At 51.3% G+C, this 16,842-nt stretch carries 19 protein-coding genes; 14 read left to right on the plus strand and 5 right to left on the minus strand.

What is annotated here, in order from left to right; all coding sequences use genetic code 11:
* Positions 1-118: 118 nt before the first annotated feature.
* The 9 genes from nadA to ACTBZS_RS00465 all read left to right on the plus strand — a co-directional run bounded on the left by nadA (position 119) and on the right by ACTBZS_RS00465 (position 8,400).
* Positions 119-1,036 carry a quinolinate synthase NadA gene (nadA, locus tag ACTBZS_RS00425; protein ID WP_463042968.1) on the plus strand — a complete coding sequence of 306 codons (918 nt, stop codon included), beginning with the start codon at positions 119-121 and terminating at the stop codon, positions 1,034-1,036.
* Between the two features lie 11 nt (positions 1,037-1,047).
* The gene (surE, locus tag ACTBZS_RS00430) at positions 1,048-1,800 is read left to right on the plus strand and encodes a 5'/3'-nucleotidase SurE (protein ID WP_460430829.1); all 753 of its coding nucleotides are present in this window, start codon (positions 1,048-1,050) and stop codon (positions 1,798-1,800) included.
* Positions 1,784-2,446 (plus strand): protein-L-isoaspartate(D-aspartate) O-methyltransferase, encoded by a 663-nt coding sequence (locus ACTBZS_RS00435; RefSeq protein WP_460430830.1) that lies wholly within the window; start codon positions 1,784-1,786, stop codon positions 2,444-2,446. Before surE ends, ACTBZS_RS00435 begins: the two co-directional genes overlap by 17 nt.
* Before the next feature lie 143 nt (positions 2,447-2,589).
* Positions 2,590-3,837, plus strand: a complete 1,248-nt coding sequence (locus tag ACTBZS_RS00440) for a peptidoglycan DD-metalloendopeptidase family protein (RefSeq protein ID WP_463042969.1) — start codon at positions 2,590-2,592, stop codon at positions 3,835-3,837.
* 63 nt (positions 3,838-3,900) lie between these two features.
* Positions 3,901-4,893 carry an RNA polymerase sigma factor RpoS gene (gene rpoS, locus ACTBZS_RS00445; protein ID WP_463042970.1) on the plus strand — a complete coding sequence of 331 codons (993 nt, stop codon included), beginning with the start codon at positions 3,901-3,903 and terminating at the stop codon, positions 4,891-4,893.
* A gap of 197 nt (positions 4,894-5,090) precedes the next feature.
* Positions 5,091-6,047, plus strand: coding sequence for a histone deacetylase family protein (locus ACTBZS_RS00450; protein ID WP_460430833.1), 957 nt, complete (start codon positions 5,091-5,093; stop codon positions 6,045-6,047).
* 58 nt (positions 6,048-6,105) lie between these two features.
* Positions 6,106-7,251 carry a hypothetical protein gene (locus tag ACTBZS_RS00455; RefSeq protein ID WP_463042971.1) on the plus strand — a complete coding sequence of 382 codons (1,146 nt, stop codon included), beginning with the start codon at positions 6,106-6,108 and terminating at the stop codon, positions 7,249-7,251.
* Complete coding sequence (locus tag ACTBZS_RS00460; protein WP_463042972.1) at positions 7,221-7,844, plus strand: prepilin-type N-terminal cleavage/methylation domain-containing protein; 624 nt, start codon at positions 7,221-7,223, stop codon at positions 7,842-7,844. Before ACTBZS_RS00455 ends, ACTBZS_RS00460 begins: the two co-directional genes overlap by 31 nt.
* Before the next feature lie 13 nt (positions 7,845-7,857).
* Positions 7,858-8,400 (plus strand): type II secretion system protein, encoded by a 543-nt coding sequence (locus tag ACTBZS_RS00465; protein ID WP_463042973.1) that lies wholly within the window; start codon positions 7,858-7,860, stop codon positions 8,398-8,400.
* A 101-nt stretch (positions 8,401-8,501) separates the two neighbouring features.
* On the opposite strand, the gene ubiB is transcribed toward ACTBZS_RS00465, so the two are convergent.
* The 5 genes from ubiB to queA are packed head-to-tail and all read right to left on the minus strand — an operon-like array spanning position 8,502 to position 12,817.
* Entirely contained in the window at positions 8,502-10,034 is a 1,533-nt protein-coding gene (ubiB, locus tag ACTBZS_RS00470; RefSeq protein WP_463042974.1) for a ubiquinone biosynthesis regulatory protein kinase UbiB, read from the minus strand.
* Positions 10,035-10,056: 22 nt separating this feature from the next.
* Positions 10,057-10,632, minus strand: a complete 576-nt coding sequence (locus ACTBZS_RS00475; protein ID WP_022652781.1) for a ubiquinone biosynthesis accessory factor UbiJ — start codon at positions 10,630-10,632, stop codon at positions 10,057-10,059.
* Positions 10,629-11,363, minus strand: a complete 735-nt coding sequence (ubiE, locus tag ACTBZS_RS00480; RefSeq protein ID WP_022652780.1) for a bifunctional demethylmenaquinone methyltransferase/2-methoxy-6-polyprenyl-1,4-benzoquinol methylase UbiE — start codon at positions 11,361-11,363, stop codon at positions 10,629-10,631. The genes ACTBZS_RS00475 and ubiE overlap by 4 nt, the downstream gene beginning before the upstream one ends.
* A gap of 21 nt (positions 11,364-11,384) precedes the next feature.
* Entirely contained in the window at positions 11,385-11,750 is a 366-nt protein-coding gene (locus ACTBZS_RS00485) for a gamma-butyrobetaine hydroxylase family protein (protein ID WP_460431158.1), read from the minus strand.
* 8 nt (positions 11,751-11,758) lie between these two features.
* Entirely contained in the window at positions 11,759-12,817 is a 1,059-nt protein-coding gene (gene queA, locus ACTBZS_RS00490; RefSeq protein WP_463042975.1) for a tRNA preQ1(34) S-adenosylmethionine ribosyltransferase-isomerase QueA, read from the minus strand.
* Between the two features lie 145 nt (positions 12,818-12,962).
* Here queA and aroQ point away from each other — a divergent pair, with 145 nt between their 5' ends.
* The 5 genes from aroQ to ACTBZS_RS00515 form a co-directional block, all read left to right on the plus strand.
* Positions 12,963-13,439 (plus strand): type II 3-dehydroquinate dehydratase, encoded by a 477-nt coding sequence (aroQ, locus tag ACTBZS_RS00495; protein WP_463042976.1) that lies wholly within the window; start codon positions 12,963-12,965, stop codon positions 13,437-13,439.
* 48 nt (positions 13,440-13,487) lie between these two features.
* Entirely contained in the window at positions 13,488-13,952 is a 465-nt protein-coding gene (accB, locus tag ACTBZS_RS00500) for an acetyl-CoA carboxylase biotin carboxyl carrier protein (RefSeq protein ID WP_460431160.1), read from the plus strand.
* A gap of 75 nt (positions 13,953-14,027) precedes the next feature.
* Positions 14,028-15,386 carry an acetyl-CoA carboxylase biotin carboxylase subunit gene (gene accC / locus ACTBZS_RS00505; RefSeq protein ID WP_460431161.1) on the plus strand — a complete coding sequence of 453 codons (1,359 nt, stop codon included), beginning with the start codon at positions 14,028-14,030 and terminating at the stop codon, positions 15,384-15,386.
* Positions 15,383-16,273 (plus strand): 50S ribosomal protein L11 methyltransferase, encoded by an 891-nt coding sequence (prmA, locus tag ACTBZS_RS00510; RefSeq protein WP_463042977.1) that lies wholly within the window; start codon positions 15,383-15,385, stop codon positions 16,271-16,273. Before accC ends, prmA begins: the two co-directional genes overlap by 4 nt.
* A gap of 27 nt (positions 16,274-16,300) precedes the next feature.
* The coding region (locus tag ACTBZS_RS00515; RefSeq protein ID WP_463042978.1) for an MJ0042-type zinc finger domain-containing protein at positions 16,301-16,842 on the plus strand (542 nt) is incomplete at its 3' end.

Below are 16,842 nucleotides of genomic sequence, written 5' to 3' on the forward strand. Positions count from 1 at the left end.
CGCTTTGCCGGCTTTTGCCTAGCCGTGTTGTCGCTTTTTTGCTATGTTTGACCGCTTTATTTCGTCTTATTCCGCACATCGATACGTCGTCTGGCGGCATTTCAGGAGCTTCTTCATTATGAGCAAACGCGTTGTCACGCTCGCCCACTACTACACCACTCCCGAGATTCAAGGCATGGCCGACAAGGTGGGTGACAGTTTGGAACTCTCGCTCTTTGCCCGCGATGCCCAAGCAGACATCATTGTGTTTGCTGGCGTGCGTTTTATGGCGGAGACCGCCAAAATCTTGAACCCGCAAGCCGAAGTGATCTTGCCGGATGCAGGTTCCACGTGTTCTTTGGTGACACAAACCGATGTCAATGCCTTACGCGCTTGGCGTGAAAGACATGGTGATTATGTTCATGTCTCGTATATCAATTCTTCTGCCGAACATAAAGCTTTATCCGACTGGATTGTGACTTCACGCAATGTTGACGATATCATTGCGCATTTGTATGCCGAAGGGAAAAAAGTCATTTTCTCACCTGACCGCAATATGGGCGCCTATTTGAATTATCAATATGGGTATGATATGCCTTTGTGGAGTGCGGTTTGTGAAGTTCACGACAAATTTAATGAAGCAGCCTTACAAGCCGCTTTTACGGAAGTCGAAGGTCCGTATTCTTTAATTGCCCACCCAGAGAGCCCCTTGCCTGTGCTGAAACAAGCGCACTATGTCGGTTCAACCTCTGGTATGTTGAATTGGGTAAAAGCCTATCAAGGTGCGGTGACAGCACCGATTTTTGTCGCCACCGAAGATGGTATTTTGTTCAATATGAGCCAAGCACGCCCTGACCTAGATTTGCGCCAAGCGCCGATTTACGCTGGTTGTCAGTGCAATTCCTGTCCTTACATGAAGATGAATACCATCGAAGCGGTGCGTCGGGCACAAGCAGGTGAGGGCACACGGATTGATTACCTCAGCGCTGAACAGATGGATGCGGCCCGATTGCCAATTGAGCGTATGCTGGAGTTCAGCCAGCGCTATTACGCCTAACAGAGCAAAACATGAATATCTTAATTAGCAATGATGACGGTTACTTTGCACCCGGTATTGCTGCGTTGGCCGAGGCGATGCAAGCCTTTGGCCATGTTACCGTGGTGGCACCGGAGCGTGACCGCAGTGGCGCCAGCAACTCATTGACCTTAGATCGCCCGTTGTCGTTGCGTAAAGCTCCCAATGGGTTTTTCTACGTCAATGGCACCCCCACCGATTGCGTGCATTTGGCTGTCACGGGGATGTTGGATCATCTGCCAGACCTCGTGCTGTCGGGGATCAACCACGGTGCCAATATGGGAGATGACACGCTGTATTCCGGTACTGTCGCAGCGGCAACCGAAGGATTTTTACTCGGCGTGCCGTCAATTGCGCTATCACTGACCGGCAAACCTGGTGAGCATCTGTCTTCGGCAGTCGAAATTGCCTCTCGCTTGGTGCGGCGCATCCAAAATCGGCCACTCCCTGCACCAGTGTTGTTGAATGTCAATGTGCCAGATCGACCGTGGCAGGATATTCAAGGGGTGGAAATCACCCGTTTGGGCCGTCGTCATCATGCCGAGCCCGTGATCAAAACACAGAACCCGCGTGGTGAAACAGTCTATTGGGTGGGGCCGGTAGGCAGTGCTCAGGACGCAGGCCCAGGGACAGATTTCCATGCAAATGCAGCTGGAAAAATTTCAATTACTCCGTTGCAAATTGACCTAAGCGCCTACGCGCAATTAGCAACACTTGAGGCATGGTGGGATGAATCTGATTCGTAATGGTATTGGCATGACATCAGAGCGCACACGGTTGCGCATGATTGAACGACTGCGCGACCGAGGAATACAAAATGAACAGGTACTACAAGCCATGTTCAATATTCCACGTCATGTCTTCGTTGAACCTGCGCTAGCAAGTCGTGCTTATGATGATGCTGCCTTACCATTGGGACAAGGACAGACCATTTCTCAGCCCCATACCGTGGCGCGAATGAGTGAGTTGTTGTTGGCGTCTCCGCTGAAACCGCGCAAGGTATTAGAAATTGGTACGGGTTGCGGCTATCAAACCAGTATTTTGTCCTGCTTAGTGGATGAGGTTTTCTCTGTCGAACGACTGGGGACATTGTTAGAGCGCGCCCGTGCCAACCTAAAAGCCCTCAACATTCGCAATGCCCGTTTGGCTCATGCCGATGGTCAAGCCGGTTTGATTGAGGCCGCACCCTATGATGCGATTTTAGTCACAGCGGCCAGTCGTGATGTGCCAGCGGCTTTATTGACCCAATTAAAACCCCAAGGGCGAATTATCATGCCGTTGGGGGATGCCACACAGCAGCATTTATGGGTGATTGAAGAGATAGACCGCCAACAACGTCGCACCCGTTATGATCCAGTTCGCTTTGTGCCCCTATTAGCGGGACGTGGCTAGGGTTCCCTGCGGCTTTGTGACACACAAGCCGCCAGTAGCGCATAAAACAACCCTATTATCCAGCGTATTGCGCCAGTGATGGGCTGACGCTGAAACCCTCCCCAGCAGTCAGTTGGGGAAGATGTCATTCAGGATGATTTTGCATGTCTTTTTTCCCTTCTCGTCATCTTATGCGATGCCTACCTGTGGTGGTAATCGGGCTGTCTGCTTGTTCAAGTTTGGTGCAAGAGCCCGCCCCAATCGTGCATAAAAATCGCCCAGGGATGGAAACTTCTCCTGTGGTTGCCACACCGTTACCGATACCGAGCCAAAGTGCAGCAACCGTTTATCAACCGCCGCCCTCTGGCCAAATACAAGTCCTCTCCGCACCACCGGCAGCACCACTGCGTACCCCCCCTCAACCGCCGGTCAAACCTATTGTGCCAACCACACCGGTTGCTGTCGCCAAGCCAACGCTGGGTGAAGATGAGCTGCCGCCAGAAACCTATGTCGTCAAGGCAGGGGACAACCTATTTCGTATTGCTTTAAACAATGGCTTGGGCTATCGCGAGCTGGCCGAATTAAACGGTATTGCCGATCCAGCCGAGATCAAAGTGGGTCAAGTGTTGCGTTTGCGAAACAACCAAGAACTCTTTAATCAAGCCCGTCCGGTGGTGGATCACGCTAAACCCCCTGCGGTTGCTGTCAGCGAACCTTCTGCTGTGCCAAGCAGTCGTACAGGGCAACAGAGTGAGACACAAAAGACCTATCCAAAAGCAGTGAAACAGCCGTATTCTGCCCAAGCAGCAGCTCAGGTTGGCGAAAAAGCGGAAGGCAAAGCAATGAGCCCAGCGAAGCCAACCGAAGTGGCCAAAGCAGAAAAACCGGCAGAGAAGACTGCCGCAGAAAAACCCTCGGCAGCGGTAAGTAGCAGTAAAGTTGCCGAGGCAAAAACCGATAGTAAAACAGAACAAAAAGATTCAAAATCACTTGAAAAAGAGAAAAACACCAGCACTACTACTAAAGCCGAAGTCGCACCCGGCAACTTGAATGCAGAATGGATTTGGCCGGTGCAAGGCAAGTTAATCGCCTCGTTTAATGAAAACAATAAAGGCATTGATATTGCAGGGAAAAGTGGCCAGCCTGTGTATGCAGCAAATTCGGGCAAAGTGGTGTATAGCGGAACCGGTTTACGTGGCTATGGTAAGTTAATCATCATTAAACACGATAAAACCTTCCTCTCCGCTTACGCACACAACCGTCATTTGCTGGTCAAAGAAGGCGACGATGTGAAGAAGGGCCAGAAAATTGCAGAGATGGGGAATACGGACGCTGATCAGGTAAAACTGCATTTTGAAATCCGCCGGTTTGGCAAGCCGGTCGACCCTATCACCTATCTGGGCAAGCCATAGCCAAGTGTGGAAACATCGACGTTTCCCGCTGGCAAGATGATGGACTTACGAGGGGGAAACATCATGAAAACCGAGGCAATAGCATACGCTGAAGAACAAGAAGCCTTTGATACTGCATTGTTGACAGCCGACGATGTCGCTGCGGATGCGTTGATCGACACAGCGGCGTTAGAAGTAGATAACGCCCTGTCCGATCAAGAAGAGGTCACGCGGGTGGCGTATGAGGACAGCGCAGATGTCACACAGATTTATCTGAATGATATCGGCGCCAATGCTTTGCTCAGCCCAGAAGAAGAGCGCGATTTATCACGGCGAGCTCATCAAGGCGATCATCAAGCCCGACAAAAGATGATCGAACACAATTTGCGTTTGGTGGTCAACATCGCTAAACACTATGTCAACCGTGGTTTAGCGTTGTTGGATCTGATTGAAGAAGGCAATATTGGCTTGATGCATGCCTTAGATAAATTCGATCCCGAGCGCGGTTTCCGCTTCTCCACTTACGCCACATGGTGGATTCGACAATCGATTGAGCGTGCCATCATGAATCAATCGCGCACCATTCGCTTGCCGGTTCATGTCATTAAAGAACTCAATACCTACTTACGCGCCAGTCGCCATTTCGAGGCACAAGAAGGGCGAGAGCCGACAGTAGAAGAAATTGCCCATCTGGTCCATAAACCTGCAGAAGAAGTGCGGCGGGTGTTGAATCTGAATGAGCGGATGGCTTCGCTAGACGCACCACTGGATATCGACCCGATGCTCTCAATTGGCGAATCGATCCCAGATGAACAAGCCGAAGCGCCCGAAGACTTATTGCACAATGCTGAAATTGAACATTACGTCCAAGATTGGCTGCGGCAATTGACTGAAAAACAAAGGATGGTCATTGAACGCCGCTATGGGTTAAATGGCCATGACTTGAGTACCTTGGAAGAACTGGCCAGCAGTTTGAACCTTACCCGCGAGCGAGTCAGACAAATTCAAATTGAAGGACTCGAAAGCCTGCGCCGTATTTTGCGGAGGGGTGGGGTGTCGCGAGATATGTTGTTTTGATGATTGATTGAAGACTCATCAGCACAACCGTGTTTTGCAAGCAAAGGCAACGGGCACAAAGCGCGTTGCCTTTTATTTAATTCCAGGTTTAGATCAAAATTGCGTGCAGAAATGATTGCATTCTCCTCACAATAAGCGCACAATTTATTGGAAAGTCATAAAAATTAAGACGCTGCACTTTCCAGAGGAGACTGGCCTTGTTGAGCTGGATCAAGAACGGGCTGCAAAGCGGCCTGACTGCCTATATCACCCATTCTGACTGTATGTTGCACAATGTTGGCGACATGCACCCCGAATGTCCACAACGTTTGGTTGCGATTCGTGACCAACTGATGGCGTCACAAATTTTCGATAGCCTACATGAAGTCGAAGCGCCAGAAGTGACCGACGAGCAACTGGCTCGTGTGCATACCCCTCGTTACTTAGAATACCTCGAGATGAGCCAACCGCTCACCGGTACTTTTCGAGTCGATCCCGATACGGCATTAATGCCCAATACCCTGAAAGCGGCCCGACGTGCTGCCGGTGGGGTGGTGAAAGCGGTCGATATGGTGTGCCAAGGTCAAGCACCTAATGCATTCTGTGCCATTCGCCCACCGGGGCATCATGCCGAATCGTCAAAGGCGATGGGGTTTTGCTACTTCAATAACATCGCGGTTGGCATTCGTCATGCCTTAGCTGTTCATGGTTTGGAACGTGCCGCAGTGATTGATTTTGACGTCCATCATGGTAACGGCACAGAAGAAATTTTCCGTGACGATCCACAAGTGATGATGGCCTCGATTTTCCAACATCCTTTCTTCCCCTATTCCGGCGATGTGCCAATGGGGCCGAATATGGTCAACATCCCGATGAAAGCGGGCAGCACTGGGGCTGACTTCCGTGATGCAGTGATGGATGGATGGTTACCCCGTTTACGCGAATTCAAACCACAAATCTTGTTTATTTCTGCCGGTTTTGATGCCCACCGCGAAGACGATATGGGCATGATGGGATTGGTGGAAGCCGACTATGAATGGGTTACCCGTCAATTGTTGAAATTTGCAGATGAATACTGTGAAGGTCGGGTGGTGTCTGTGTTGGAAGGGGGCTACGACCTGTCAGCCCTTGGGCGCAGCGTAACGGCCCATGTCAGAGTATTAACCGACATTTAACGTCAAACGGGAGAACGCAGTTTCTCCCGTTTTTCTTTGCTTTTTCTTCATGACATAAATGAAAAATCAGCATGGTTTTATGTTGTTAGTGGTTTTGCTGCCGTTATTTCTGTTGGGGCTTGGGGCGGTGATGGCCGATTTACGCGACTGGCGAAACCATGAACAGCAACAGCAAAGCGCTTTGTTACAGCAAGCGAAGGCCGCGGCCCTTCACTATCTTATCGGGGGAATGACCAAATCAGAAGCCAGCCCCCCTGGTGATCCTATTCGCCCAGATACCTTACGGGGTTCTGGTTTATTTGAAGGTGAGCCTGATTCGATTATTGGCAGTATTGATGAAAGCTGTCCTCTTACCCCCGCCATCAATTTCTGTATTGGTGCGTTGCCGTGGCGACCATTAAGCCTGCCCCCTCCCTCCGCAAACCGTATGTTGTGGTACGCCACCTCCCGCGCATTGTTTAACTATCCCTCGCCCAATCTAAGCCGACTGAAAAACCACATTGAACAACAGCGTCTATTAAGCGTAATCGACCGCAATGGCCGTCATTATCAACATCTCGTCAGTGTCTTTATCCTCGCCGGTACCGCCTTACCACAGCAACAACGCCCCACTTTTCCTGCTGCTCAAACCCTGTTGCCAGATATCGCGCGACACTATCTCGAAAGCCTACCCGCTGCCAATCTAGGCCCACTGCCAGTGCTCACCAGTGGTGAAAAAAACTACCGCAGTCATCCACTACGCTTTACCAATGCCAGCAACGACCAATGGATTGCAATTGATGTCAACGAATTGGCCACTGCAATGGCCTCGCGGATCAGCCACGAATGGGCATGGCACTGGTTGAGGTTTGAAATTCAACGCAAAAGCAACCGGCCAAATTGTTTAGAGCCCGTTGATAACACGACACCGAGTTCGCTATGGCCAACTGATATTGCAACATTCAAAAAGGCTGCTGAGCGGTGGGGCACATTCTGTTACCCCTATGACCATAAAAGACCTTGGTTATCGAAGTGGGCAGATGAAGTCGCCAACATCGAATCGAATGGGCCACAGCTCACCCTGCAATTTCATCATTGCCCGCAGCTGAAATTTCGATGGCGGTGGGTAGCCGCAGCGGGGGCGTCCGCAGCGCACATTGAGCATCAAATTGAGTCGGTGAATGGAGCAGGGCAATGTCAACTCGTCAACGTGGTTTCACCTTAATTGAGCTGGCGATTGTGCTATCGCTACTGGGGCTATTGTTTACTTTACTCACACCGTGGCGTAGCTATTGGCAGTACCAAAAATATCGTGAAGCTGAACGCGGTTTAGAAGCCGCAATCGCAGCACTAGAAGCCCATTTGCTTTTACACCGTAGCCTACCTTGCGCAGCCAATGAGACTGGGGCAGAAGACTGTAGCAAAACGGCGGGAGAGCTACCGTGGCGAACACTCGGCTTACCTCGTTATGACCCGTGGCAACGACCTTGGCATTATCAGGTGGCAACCACGCTCATCAATGGTAAAGAAATCAGTGTGCAAACCGCTTCTGATATCGCTATTTCTGTGAAGGATGCTGAGGAAGATGTGATTTTGGCAGACAACCTTGCCGCGATTGTCTGGCATACCGGTGCCAAAGCCGACAGCGACAGCGACAGCGACAGCGACAGCGACAGCGACAGCGTCCCCAATGAATTGCGTATCAGCAAAACCTTATTGCCATTGTCTGATCACGACAACCGCGCTCGCTGGCTAACGGTGGCAACAGTAAAAAATCAATTAGCAAAGCAAGGTGTTTTAACCACAACCATGAAATAGACAGGAGGACATAATGCAACGGCAGCGTGGTTTTACTTTGGTTGAGTTATCAATCGTGTTGGTGGTGATTAGCCTGATTTTGGGGATGGCCTTTAAGGGCCGAGATTTAATCTACTCGGCAGAAATTAAGGCCGTACAAGCCACCAGCACCAAAATTTTGGCTGCGAGTAATCTGTATAGCGAGCGATACGGTGTGAATCCGCCGCATAGCACAGATGGTGAAAAAAATAAGCCTAATTCATTGTTGTATGAATTAATGGATAAAAAGTTATTGAGTGCAGGGGATATTTCAGATGCCTTAGGCGGTAAGTGGGTGAGCCAAAAGGGAACAGGAAATAATGATAATTTGGACAAAGACCGTGTATATGCCGGTTTAGAAGGTGTACAAACAGCCACCATTTGCACGCTTGATAATCGAATTGACGATGGGGAACCGAATGAGGGCTCAGTACGTTCAAATGCTACTGCTGGCGCTGTGGGGGCAAGCAGTTATCAGAAGACAGATGATTGCAGCAAAGTCAGCGGCAGCAATCACCTCTATTTTGAGATTTATTAGTCAGGGTCATGGTGCATCAACCTTTTAGGGTGATGCACCCTAATCGTACGCGGTACGGTGCCGTCACCCCGCAGGGGCGACGCACCATGTAAACGACCAGATTACAATTTCACCGCCAAAATCACGCATAACACCGCCAAAAGAATGGCAATTAACCATAACAATCCATTACGGCGTTTTTCAGTCATCAACAAATGATGATACGCACTCACCATCATGTCACGAGCCTCATTGACTTGTAGCGCTTCATCAAGCTTGCGCGGCAACTGCGGCAACAACGTGGCCCATTGCGGTGCTTCTTGTTTCAGCTGCTTAACCATCCCGCGCCAGCCCATTTGTTCATTCATCCACCGCGTCAGGAAAGGCTTTGCTGTTTCCCACAAATCAAGATCAGGATCGAGCTGCCGTCCTAATCCCTCAATATTCAACAGCGTTTTTTGTAACAAAACCAACTGTGGTTGAATCTCTACATTGAAGCGGCGGCTGGTTTCAAATAGCCGCAGTAACACCAAACCAAAGGAAATTTGACTCAACGGTTTTTCAAAAATGGGCTCACATACCGTCCGTACCGCTGCCTCTAATTCTTCTGCCCGTGTGTCTTTCGGCACCCATCCCGACTCAATATGCGCTGTGGCCACGCGGTGATAATCGCGGTTGAAAAAGGCTAAAAAATTCACCGCGAGATAATGTTTATCGTATTCGGTAAGGCTGCCGACGATGCCAAAATCGAGCGCAATATAACGCCCATCATCGGCAACAAAAATATTCCCCGGGTGCATATCTGCATGAAAAAAGCCGTGACGGAACACTTGGGTAAAGAAAATCTCCACCCCAAACCGAGACAACTTTTGCAAATCGACACCGGCCTCGCGTAAGCGATCAATTTGCCCCACCGGAATGCCACGCATCCACTCAAGTACCAACACCTCACGGGTGCAGTAGTCAAAAAACACCTCTGGTACGATCAACTGTGTCGAACCAGTGAAATTGCGGCGCAGCTGTGACGCATTGGCGGCTTCGTGCATCAAATCGAGTTCATCATGCAAATATTTGTCAAACTCGGCTACCACCTCTCGCGGTTTCAATCGTTTGCCATCGGCTAAGTAACGCTCAACCAAACCAGCGAGGGTTTTTAACAAAGCCAAATCTTGCTCAATGATCGCTTTAATCCCTGGGCGTAACACTTTCACCGCCACTTCACGCCCTGCCGAACCATCGGCTTGCCGCAGGCGCGCATAATGCACTTGCGCCACCGACGCACTGGCAATAGGCGTGCGATTGAATTCGGCAAAAATCTGGTCGAGTGACCGACCCAAATTACGCTCAATTTGTGCTACGGCAACATCACCCGAAAATGGCAACACGCGGTCTTGTAGCTTGGCCAGCTCGTCAGCATAGGCCGGTGGTAATAAATCGCGGCGGGTAGAGAGCACCTGCCCAAACTTCACAAAAATCGGCCCCAAACTCTCAAGCGCCAGCCGGACTCGCTCGGGAAGCGGTTTCTCAATATCACGAGCGGGTAAGTGGCCTAAGAGACGGCGAACTAAACTTAATTTCGGGTGATGAGAAAAAAGTTCGTCTAGGCCGAAGCGATAGAGGGTGAGAAAAATTTTACGAAAACGGGCTAAGCGCATGCAGGATCCGAGGCGAGAAGGGTTAAGAATCTGACAAACGGCGGTCGAGTTGTTCGAGACGTTTTTCTAATCGCGCTGTGGCATCACGCAATTCATCGACCTCACGGCCCCATGCCCGTACTGCCGTTTGATTGGCCAATACCGACTGTTCATCACGTAAATACTCGACCACATTTGCAACTAGCCGCTGTTGTAGGTCTTTTTGATATTGCCAGCCCTGCTGTAATCGACGCTCGATACGACTTGCAGGGACATCGCCCAGCCAGTGCGATAACTCCTCGCTGAGATCCCAACGTAGACCCGCGAGGATTTTTGCCACTGCTAACGCTAAATCGTGATCTCCAGCTAAAACAGCATCGTGATGGGTTAAGGTTTGTCCAGAAACGCGCTTAAATAGCGCCGATGGGTTGAGCGTAATGTGGGCTTCTGGCTCACCCTGAGCCTGTGCCAAAAACCCCTCACTCATCACCACCCCACTCACCTGAAACACAGGGAGCTGCAAAGCAATGCGTCGCCCAGCAAAAGCAGCCAGCGCATGGCGACGTTCAGGGTGTTGTTTTAGCAGATGATTAAACGCAGCAAGTGGCAGCGAGATCACAGCTTATATCCTTTATGTAGGGCAACGACACCAGCAGAGAGATTGTGATAGTCCACCCGCACAAAACCGACTTCTTCCATCATGGCTTTTAAAGTCGCTTGGTCGGGGTGCATCCGAATCGACTCCGCCAAATAACGGTAACTTTCAGGATCATCGGTGATCCATTTCCCCATCAACGGCAGGGCTTTAAATGAGTAGAGATCATAAAATGGCGTCAGGGGTTTCCACACTTTGGAAAACTCTAACACCAAAACTTTCCCCCCCGGCTTAAGCACGCGCAGCATTTCTGCCAATGCAACCTCTTTATGCGTCATGTTACGCAAGCCAAAGGCCACGCTGACACAGTCAAAGTAATGATCGGGGAAAGGCAGTTTTTCCGCATCACATAAAGCCACTGGCAGGGCATAGCCTTCATCTAACAAGCGGTCACGCCCCACAGTGAGCATCGAACTGTTGATATCGGTTAACCAGACTTCTCCCTCGGCACCAACCCGTTCACGCCAACCGCGAGATAAATCCCCCGTTCCCCCTGCAATATCCAACACCCGTTGTCCACGTCGCACCCCTGAGGTTTCAAGCGTGAATTTTTTCCAGACACGGTGGATGCCGGCTGACATGACATCGTTCATCACATCGTATTTTTGTGCCACTGAATGAAACACTTCAGCAACCTTACGCGCTTTTTGCGATTCTTCCACAGTTTGGAAGCCAAAGTGAGTTTGCTTATCCATAGCTAGCTATCCATCAAAAATTTAGGCATCACGGCTGGCACCAGCTTGTGCCAAACGGTCGAGATATTGTTGCCAATAGTCGGCTTGGTGTTGACCAAGGCGATAGAGATAGTCCCAATCGTACAAACCACTGTCATGGCCGTCTGAAAAGACCAATTTCACTGCGTACTGTCCTACAGGCTCTACTGCCACGATATTGACATCGCGCTTGCCGGTTTGTAGCACTTCTTGCCCCACGCCATGACCACGTACTTCTGCCGAAGGCGAATAAACCCGCAGATATTCACAGGGCAATGCAAATTGTGCGCCATCAGAAAACACCACGCGCAGTTGGCGTGCCGTTTTTTGTAGCACGATTTCGGTCGGGAAACATGAGGATGACATCATTGCAATCCTTAAGGACGATACTGCAAACAATCTGGATGGGCGGCATCGGCACAGCGTTGTAACAACATGGCATCGCCATAGCTAAAGAAGCGATATTCTGCCGCTACTGCATGCTGATAGGCCTGCCGAATGGTCGAGATCCCTGCAAAAGCAGAGACCAACATCAACAAAGTTGATTTCGGTAGGTGGAAGTTGGTTAACAAGGCATCCACGACACGGAAAGGGAAACCGGGGGTGATAAAAATATCGGTTTCACTGCGGCCACTGGATAACACACCCTCACGGGCAGCCGATTCAAGCGCCCGCAACGAGGTGGTGCCAACAGCCACAATCTTGTTACCACGCTGTTTTGCTTCTGCAATCGCCGCCACCGTTTCGCTTGGAATGTGGTAACACTCACTGTGCATGTGGTGTTGTGTGATGTCTTCGACTCGCACTGGTTGAAAGGTTCCAGCCCCGACATGCAGGGTGATCCAGCATAACTTGATGCCCTGTGCTGCCAATTGTGCTAACAAGGCTTCGGTAAAGTGTAAGCCTGCCGTCGGTGCGGCCACAGCACCTTGTTCACGGGCAAACACGGTTTGATAACGGCTTTCATCGTCGCCATCAGGGGTGCGCTCGATATAAGGTGGCAGAGGCAGACGTCCCGATTGTTCCAAGATATGGTAGATATCTTCTTCACCGGCAAAGCGCAGTTGGAACAATTCACCCACTCGCTGCTGCATGTCAGCCTGCCAACCGCCTTGAAAGTGCAGTTGGCTACCCACTTTCGGCGATTTGGAAGAACGGATGTGGGCTAAGACAGTATGGGAGTCTAACACTCGTTCAACCAAAGCCTCGATTTTGCCGCCGCTGGCTTTCTCGCCAAACAAACGCGCTTTCATCACCCGAGTATCATTCATCACTAACACATCACCTGCTTGCAAAAAGGACGGCAGGTCAGTGAAACGGTGGTCGGATAGTGCGCCTTGTGGAACAGACAATAAGCGGCTTCCGCCACGTTCTGTCGGCGGATGTTGTGCAATCAGGGCTTCAGGAAGGTCGTAATCGAATTCAGAGATGTGCATGGCGCAAACAAGAAAAAAGTAGGCCTCGATTATAGCAGTGGCGCGGCTTCGCGGCCGATGCGCTGCAACATTACATTTGGGTAAATCGCAAACAAATAGCGTACAATACTAGACAGTTCGTAAAACTTTAACGCAAAATCGCTACATGAAATCCACCGAAGCGCCCGACATGCCGTCACAATCGCGTATTCTGGTCTTGCATGGCCCAAACCTCAATCTGTTGGGGACGCGGGAACCACAACACTATGGAGCGGACACGCTCGATACCATCAATGCCCGGCTTATTGCACGTTGCCAAGCGGCAGGCTTTGCCTGCGACACGCTACAGAGCAACGCCGAATATGTGCTAATCGAGCGCATTCATGCCGCACGTACTGACGGCACGGACTTCATCCTGATCAACCCGGCGGCCTTTACTCATACCAGTGTGGCATTGCGCGATGCGCTTGCTGCAGTCAGCATTCCCTTCATCGAAGTTCATCTATCCAATGTTCACGCCCGTGAACCCTTTCGCCATCATTCCTACTTTTCCGATTTAGCGGTAGGGGTGATTTGTGGCTTGGGCGCACAGGGCTATGAATTGGCACTGGATGCGGCGCTCGCTCGTCTGCGACAGCGCTAATTTGCCACACGGCTGACACTCGGCCCTCGCCTCTACCCAAGGATCACCATGGATCTGCGTAAACTGAAAAAATTGATCGACCTCGTCGAAGAGTCTGGCATTGCTGAACTTGAAGTGACAGAGGGCGAAGAGAAAGTGCGAATTACCCGCGTACAAGCAGGCGGGCAGACCACCTACTACGCACCCCAGCCCATGGCACAACAAGTGGCCGTTGCGGCTACGCCTGTTGCCGCTGCGCCTGCGACCCCTGCCCCAGCGGCAGCGCCTGCACGTGATGATAAAACCTTGGTCAAGTCTCCGATGGTGGGGACGTTCTATCGCTCGGCCAATCCTAATTCCAAACCGTTTGTTGAAGTCGGACAGTCGGTGAATGTCGGTGATACCCTCTGTATCATCGAAGCCATGAAATTGATGAATGAAATTGAATCCGATCGCGCTGGTGTCGTCAAAGCGATTTTGATTGATAACGGCCAACCGGTCGAATATGGCGAACCCTTGTTCGTCATCGAGTAAATCAAGCCAGTCTGAACGGGGTCCCCACCCCGTTTTCCTTTTGCATTACGATCCTTACTTGATACGACTTCCGCCATGTTCGAAAAAATTCTCATCGCCAATCGCGGCGAAATTGCCCTGCGTATTCAGCGCGCTTGTCGCGAAATGGGCATCAAAACTGTGGTCGTCCATTCCGAGGCCGACCGCGAAGCAAAATATGTCAAATTGTCTGATGAATCGGTGTGTATTGGCCCTGCACCTTCGGCACAAAGCTATTTGAATGTACCCGCTTTGATTGCCGCAGCCGAGGTAACCGATGCCCAAGCGATTCACCCCGGCTATGGCTTCCTCTCGGAAAACGCCGACTTTGCCGAGCGTGTTGAACAATCGGGCTTTGTCTTCATTGGCCCTCGCCCCGACACCATTCGCTTGATGGGTGACAAGGTATGTGCCAAACAGGCAATGATTGATGCCGGCGTGCCATGCGTGCCGGGTTCGGATGGTGCCTTGCCTGATGACCCTGCCACGATTGTCAAAATGGCGCGCAAAATAGGCTTTCCGGTGATTATCAAAGCTGCCGGTGGTGGCGGTGGCCGAGGGATGCGCGTGGTGCATTCTGAGGCTTCGTTATTAAACTCGGTCAACATGACCCGTACCGAAGCCGGTGCCGCTTTTGGCAATCCAACGGTTTACATGGAAAAATACCTCGCCAACCCTCGCCACATTGAAATTCAAGTGTTGGCAGATGAGTATGGCAATGCAATTTTCCTTGGTGAGCGCGATTGCTCGATGCAGCGTCGTCACCAAAAAATCATTGAAGAAGCTCCCGCCCCTGGTATCACAGACGAACAACGCCGCCACATTGGTCACGTCTGCGCCGAAGCGTGTCGCCGCATTGGTTATCGTGGCGCCGGTACTTTTGAATTTTTATTCGAAAATGGCGAGTTCTACTTTATCGAAATGAACACCCGTGTTCAGGTCGAACACCCAGTGACCGAACTGATTACGGGCATTGATATTGTCCAAGAACAAATCCGCATTGCCGCTGGCGAAAAATTGCGCTACTCGCAAGAGCAAATCAAGCTCAAAGGGCATTCTATGGAATGTCGGATTAACGCTGAAGACCCGTTTAATTTCATTCCTAGCCCGGGCCGGATTGAAAGCTATCACCCTGCCGGTGGTCCGGGGATTCGCATTGACTCGCATATCTACCAAGGCTATGTGGTTCCACCGCATTACGACTCGATGGTCGGTAAGCTGATTTCTTATGGTGATACCCGCGAGCAAGCGATGGCGAGAATGCGTGTTGCCCTGTCTGAAATGGCTATCACGGGGATTAAAACCAACATTCCGCTGCATCAAGAGTTATTTATGGACAGCGCCTTCCAACGCGGTGGCACCAGTATCCACTATCTGGAAGAACGCTTATCCCAGTTGAAAAAGGCGCCACAATGAGTTGGCAACAAATCCGCATTGACGTCCCCTCGGAAGTTGCCGAGGCATTGACCGATGCTTTGATGGAAGAGGGGGCCTTGTCTGCTGCGATTGAAGATGCCTTTGCTGGCACCGAACAAGAGCAGCCGATTTTTGGCGAGCCCGGCGAACCGGTTGACCAACTGTGGACCCACAGCCGGTTGGTGGTGTTATTTGCCGCAGACGCTGATGTTGCTGCCCCGATTGCCGCTGCTGCCGCTAGCTGTGGTATCCCGACACCAACGACATGGCAAGTCGAACATCTGCAAGAACAAGACTGGGTGCGCGCCACACAAGCACAATTTGATCCCATTCGTATTTCTGATCGGTTGTGGATTACCCCCAGTTGGCATGAGGCGCCTTCGCCAGAAGCGGTCAATTTAGTATTAGACCCCGGTTTGGCCTTTGGGACGGGGAGTCATCCGACAACCCGCCTGTGTTTAGAATGGCTAGACCGCGAATTACACGGCGGAGAAACCGTGCTCGACTATGGTTGTGGTTCGGGTATCTTAGCGATTGCGGCCTTGAAACTTGGCGCAGCCCAAGCATGGGGCGTGGATATCGATCCCCAAGCGATTCAGGCCAGTGGCGATAATGCCGCACAAAATGCGGTGACAGCTTCGTTTTGCCTACCCGATGCCTTACCGGCCATCCAAACCGATGTGGTGATTGCCAATATTTTGGCGAACCCGTTACGGATGTTGGGGGATTTACTGGCTTCTCACACCGTAAAAGGTGGGCGTATTGTGTTGTCGGGGATTTTGCAAGAACAAGCCGACGAGATGAATGCGCTGTACTCACAGTGGTTTGAGATGACTGAACCAGTGTTCTCTGAAGGCTGGAGTTGTCTCTCTGGTGTTCGACGTTAATTTTCTGTAGCAAGCAAGACTGAGATCATGGCTTATATTACCCAGTGCCCTCATTGCCAAACCCGCTTCCGACTGACCGATGCCCATCTGGATGCCTACGGTGGACAGGTGCGCTGCGGTAAATGCCAACAGGTATTTGACGCTCGGCAATCATTACAATCTGACCCTGTGGTGAGCACACCAGCGCCTGCACCAGAACCGGCCCCTGCTCCCTCGCCACGGCCTGCACCTACACCGCAGCCAGACTCGGTGTTGCCGCCGGCAGACAGTGCCAATATGGCGCGTGAAGCCGAGCATTTGGCTAAAGTGTTGGCAGATGCCGAAAAAGCACGGCAAGCGTTAAACCAAAAACCGGCCAAACTCACCGCCGACGATCAACCGGCAGTCGGCAAGCCCGTATTGCCGAGCGATCAGGACATCGACCGCTTTAATGCCGAGTTCGATCTCACATTGCCTGAGTTTGATATGTTGCCGGATGTGGGGAAACCTGCTGCGTCGCCAGCGCCGGCACCGGTTGCTACGCCGGCTCCGGTGGCGCCGCCACCCCCTGCTGCCCCGCTGGTTGCACC

The organism is Aquaspirillum sp. (assembly GCF_055136605.1).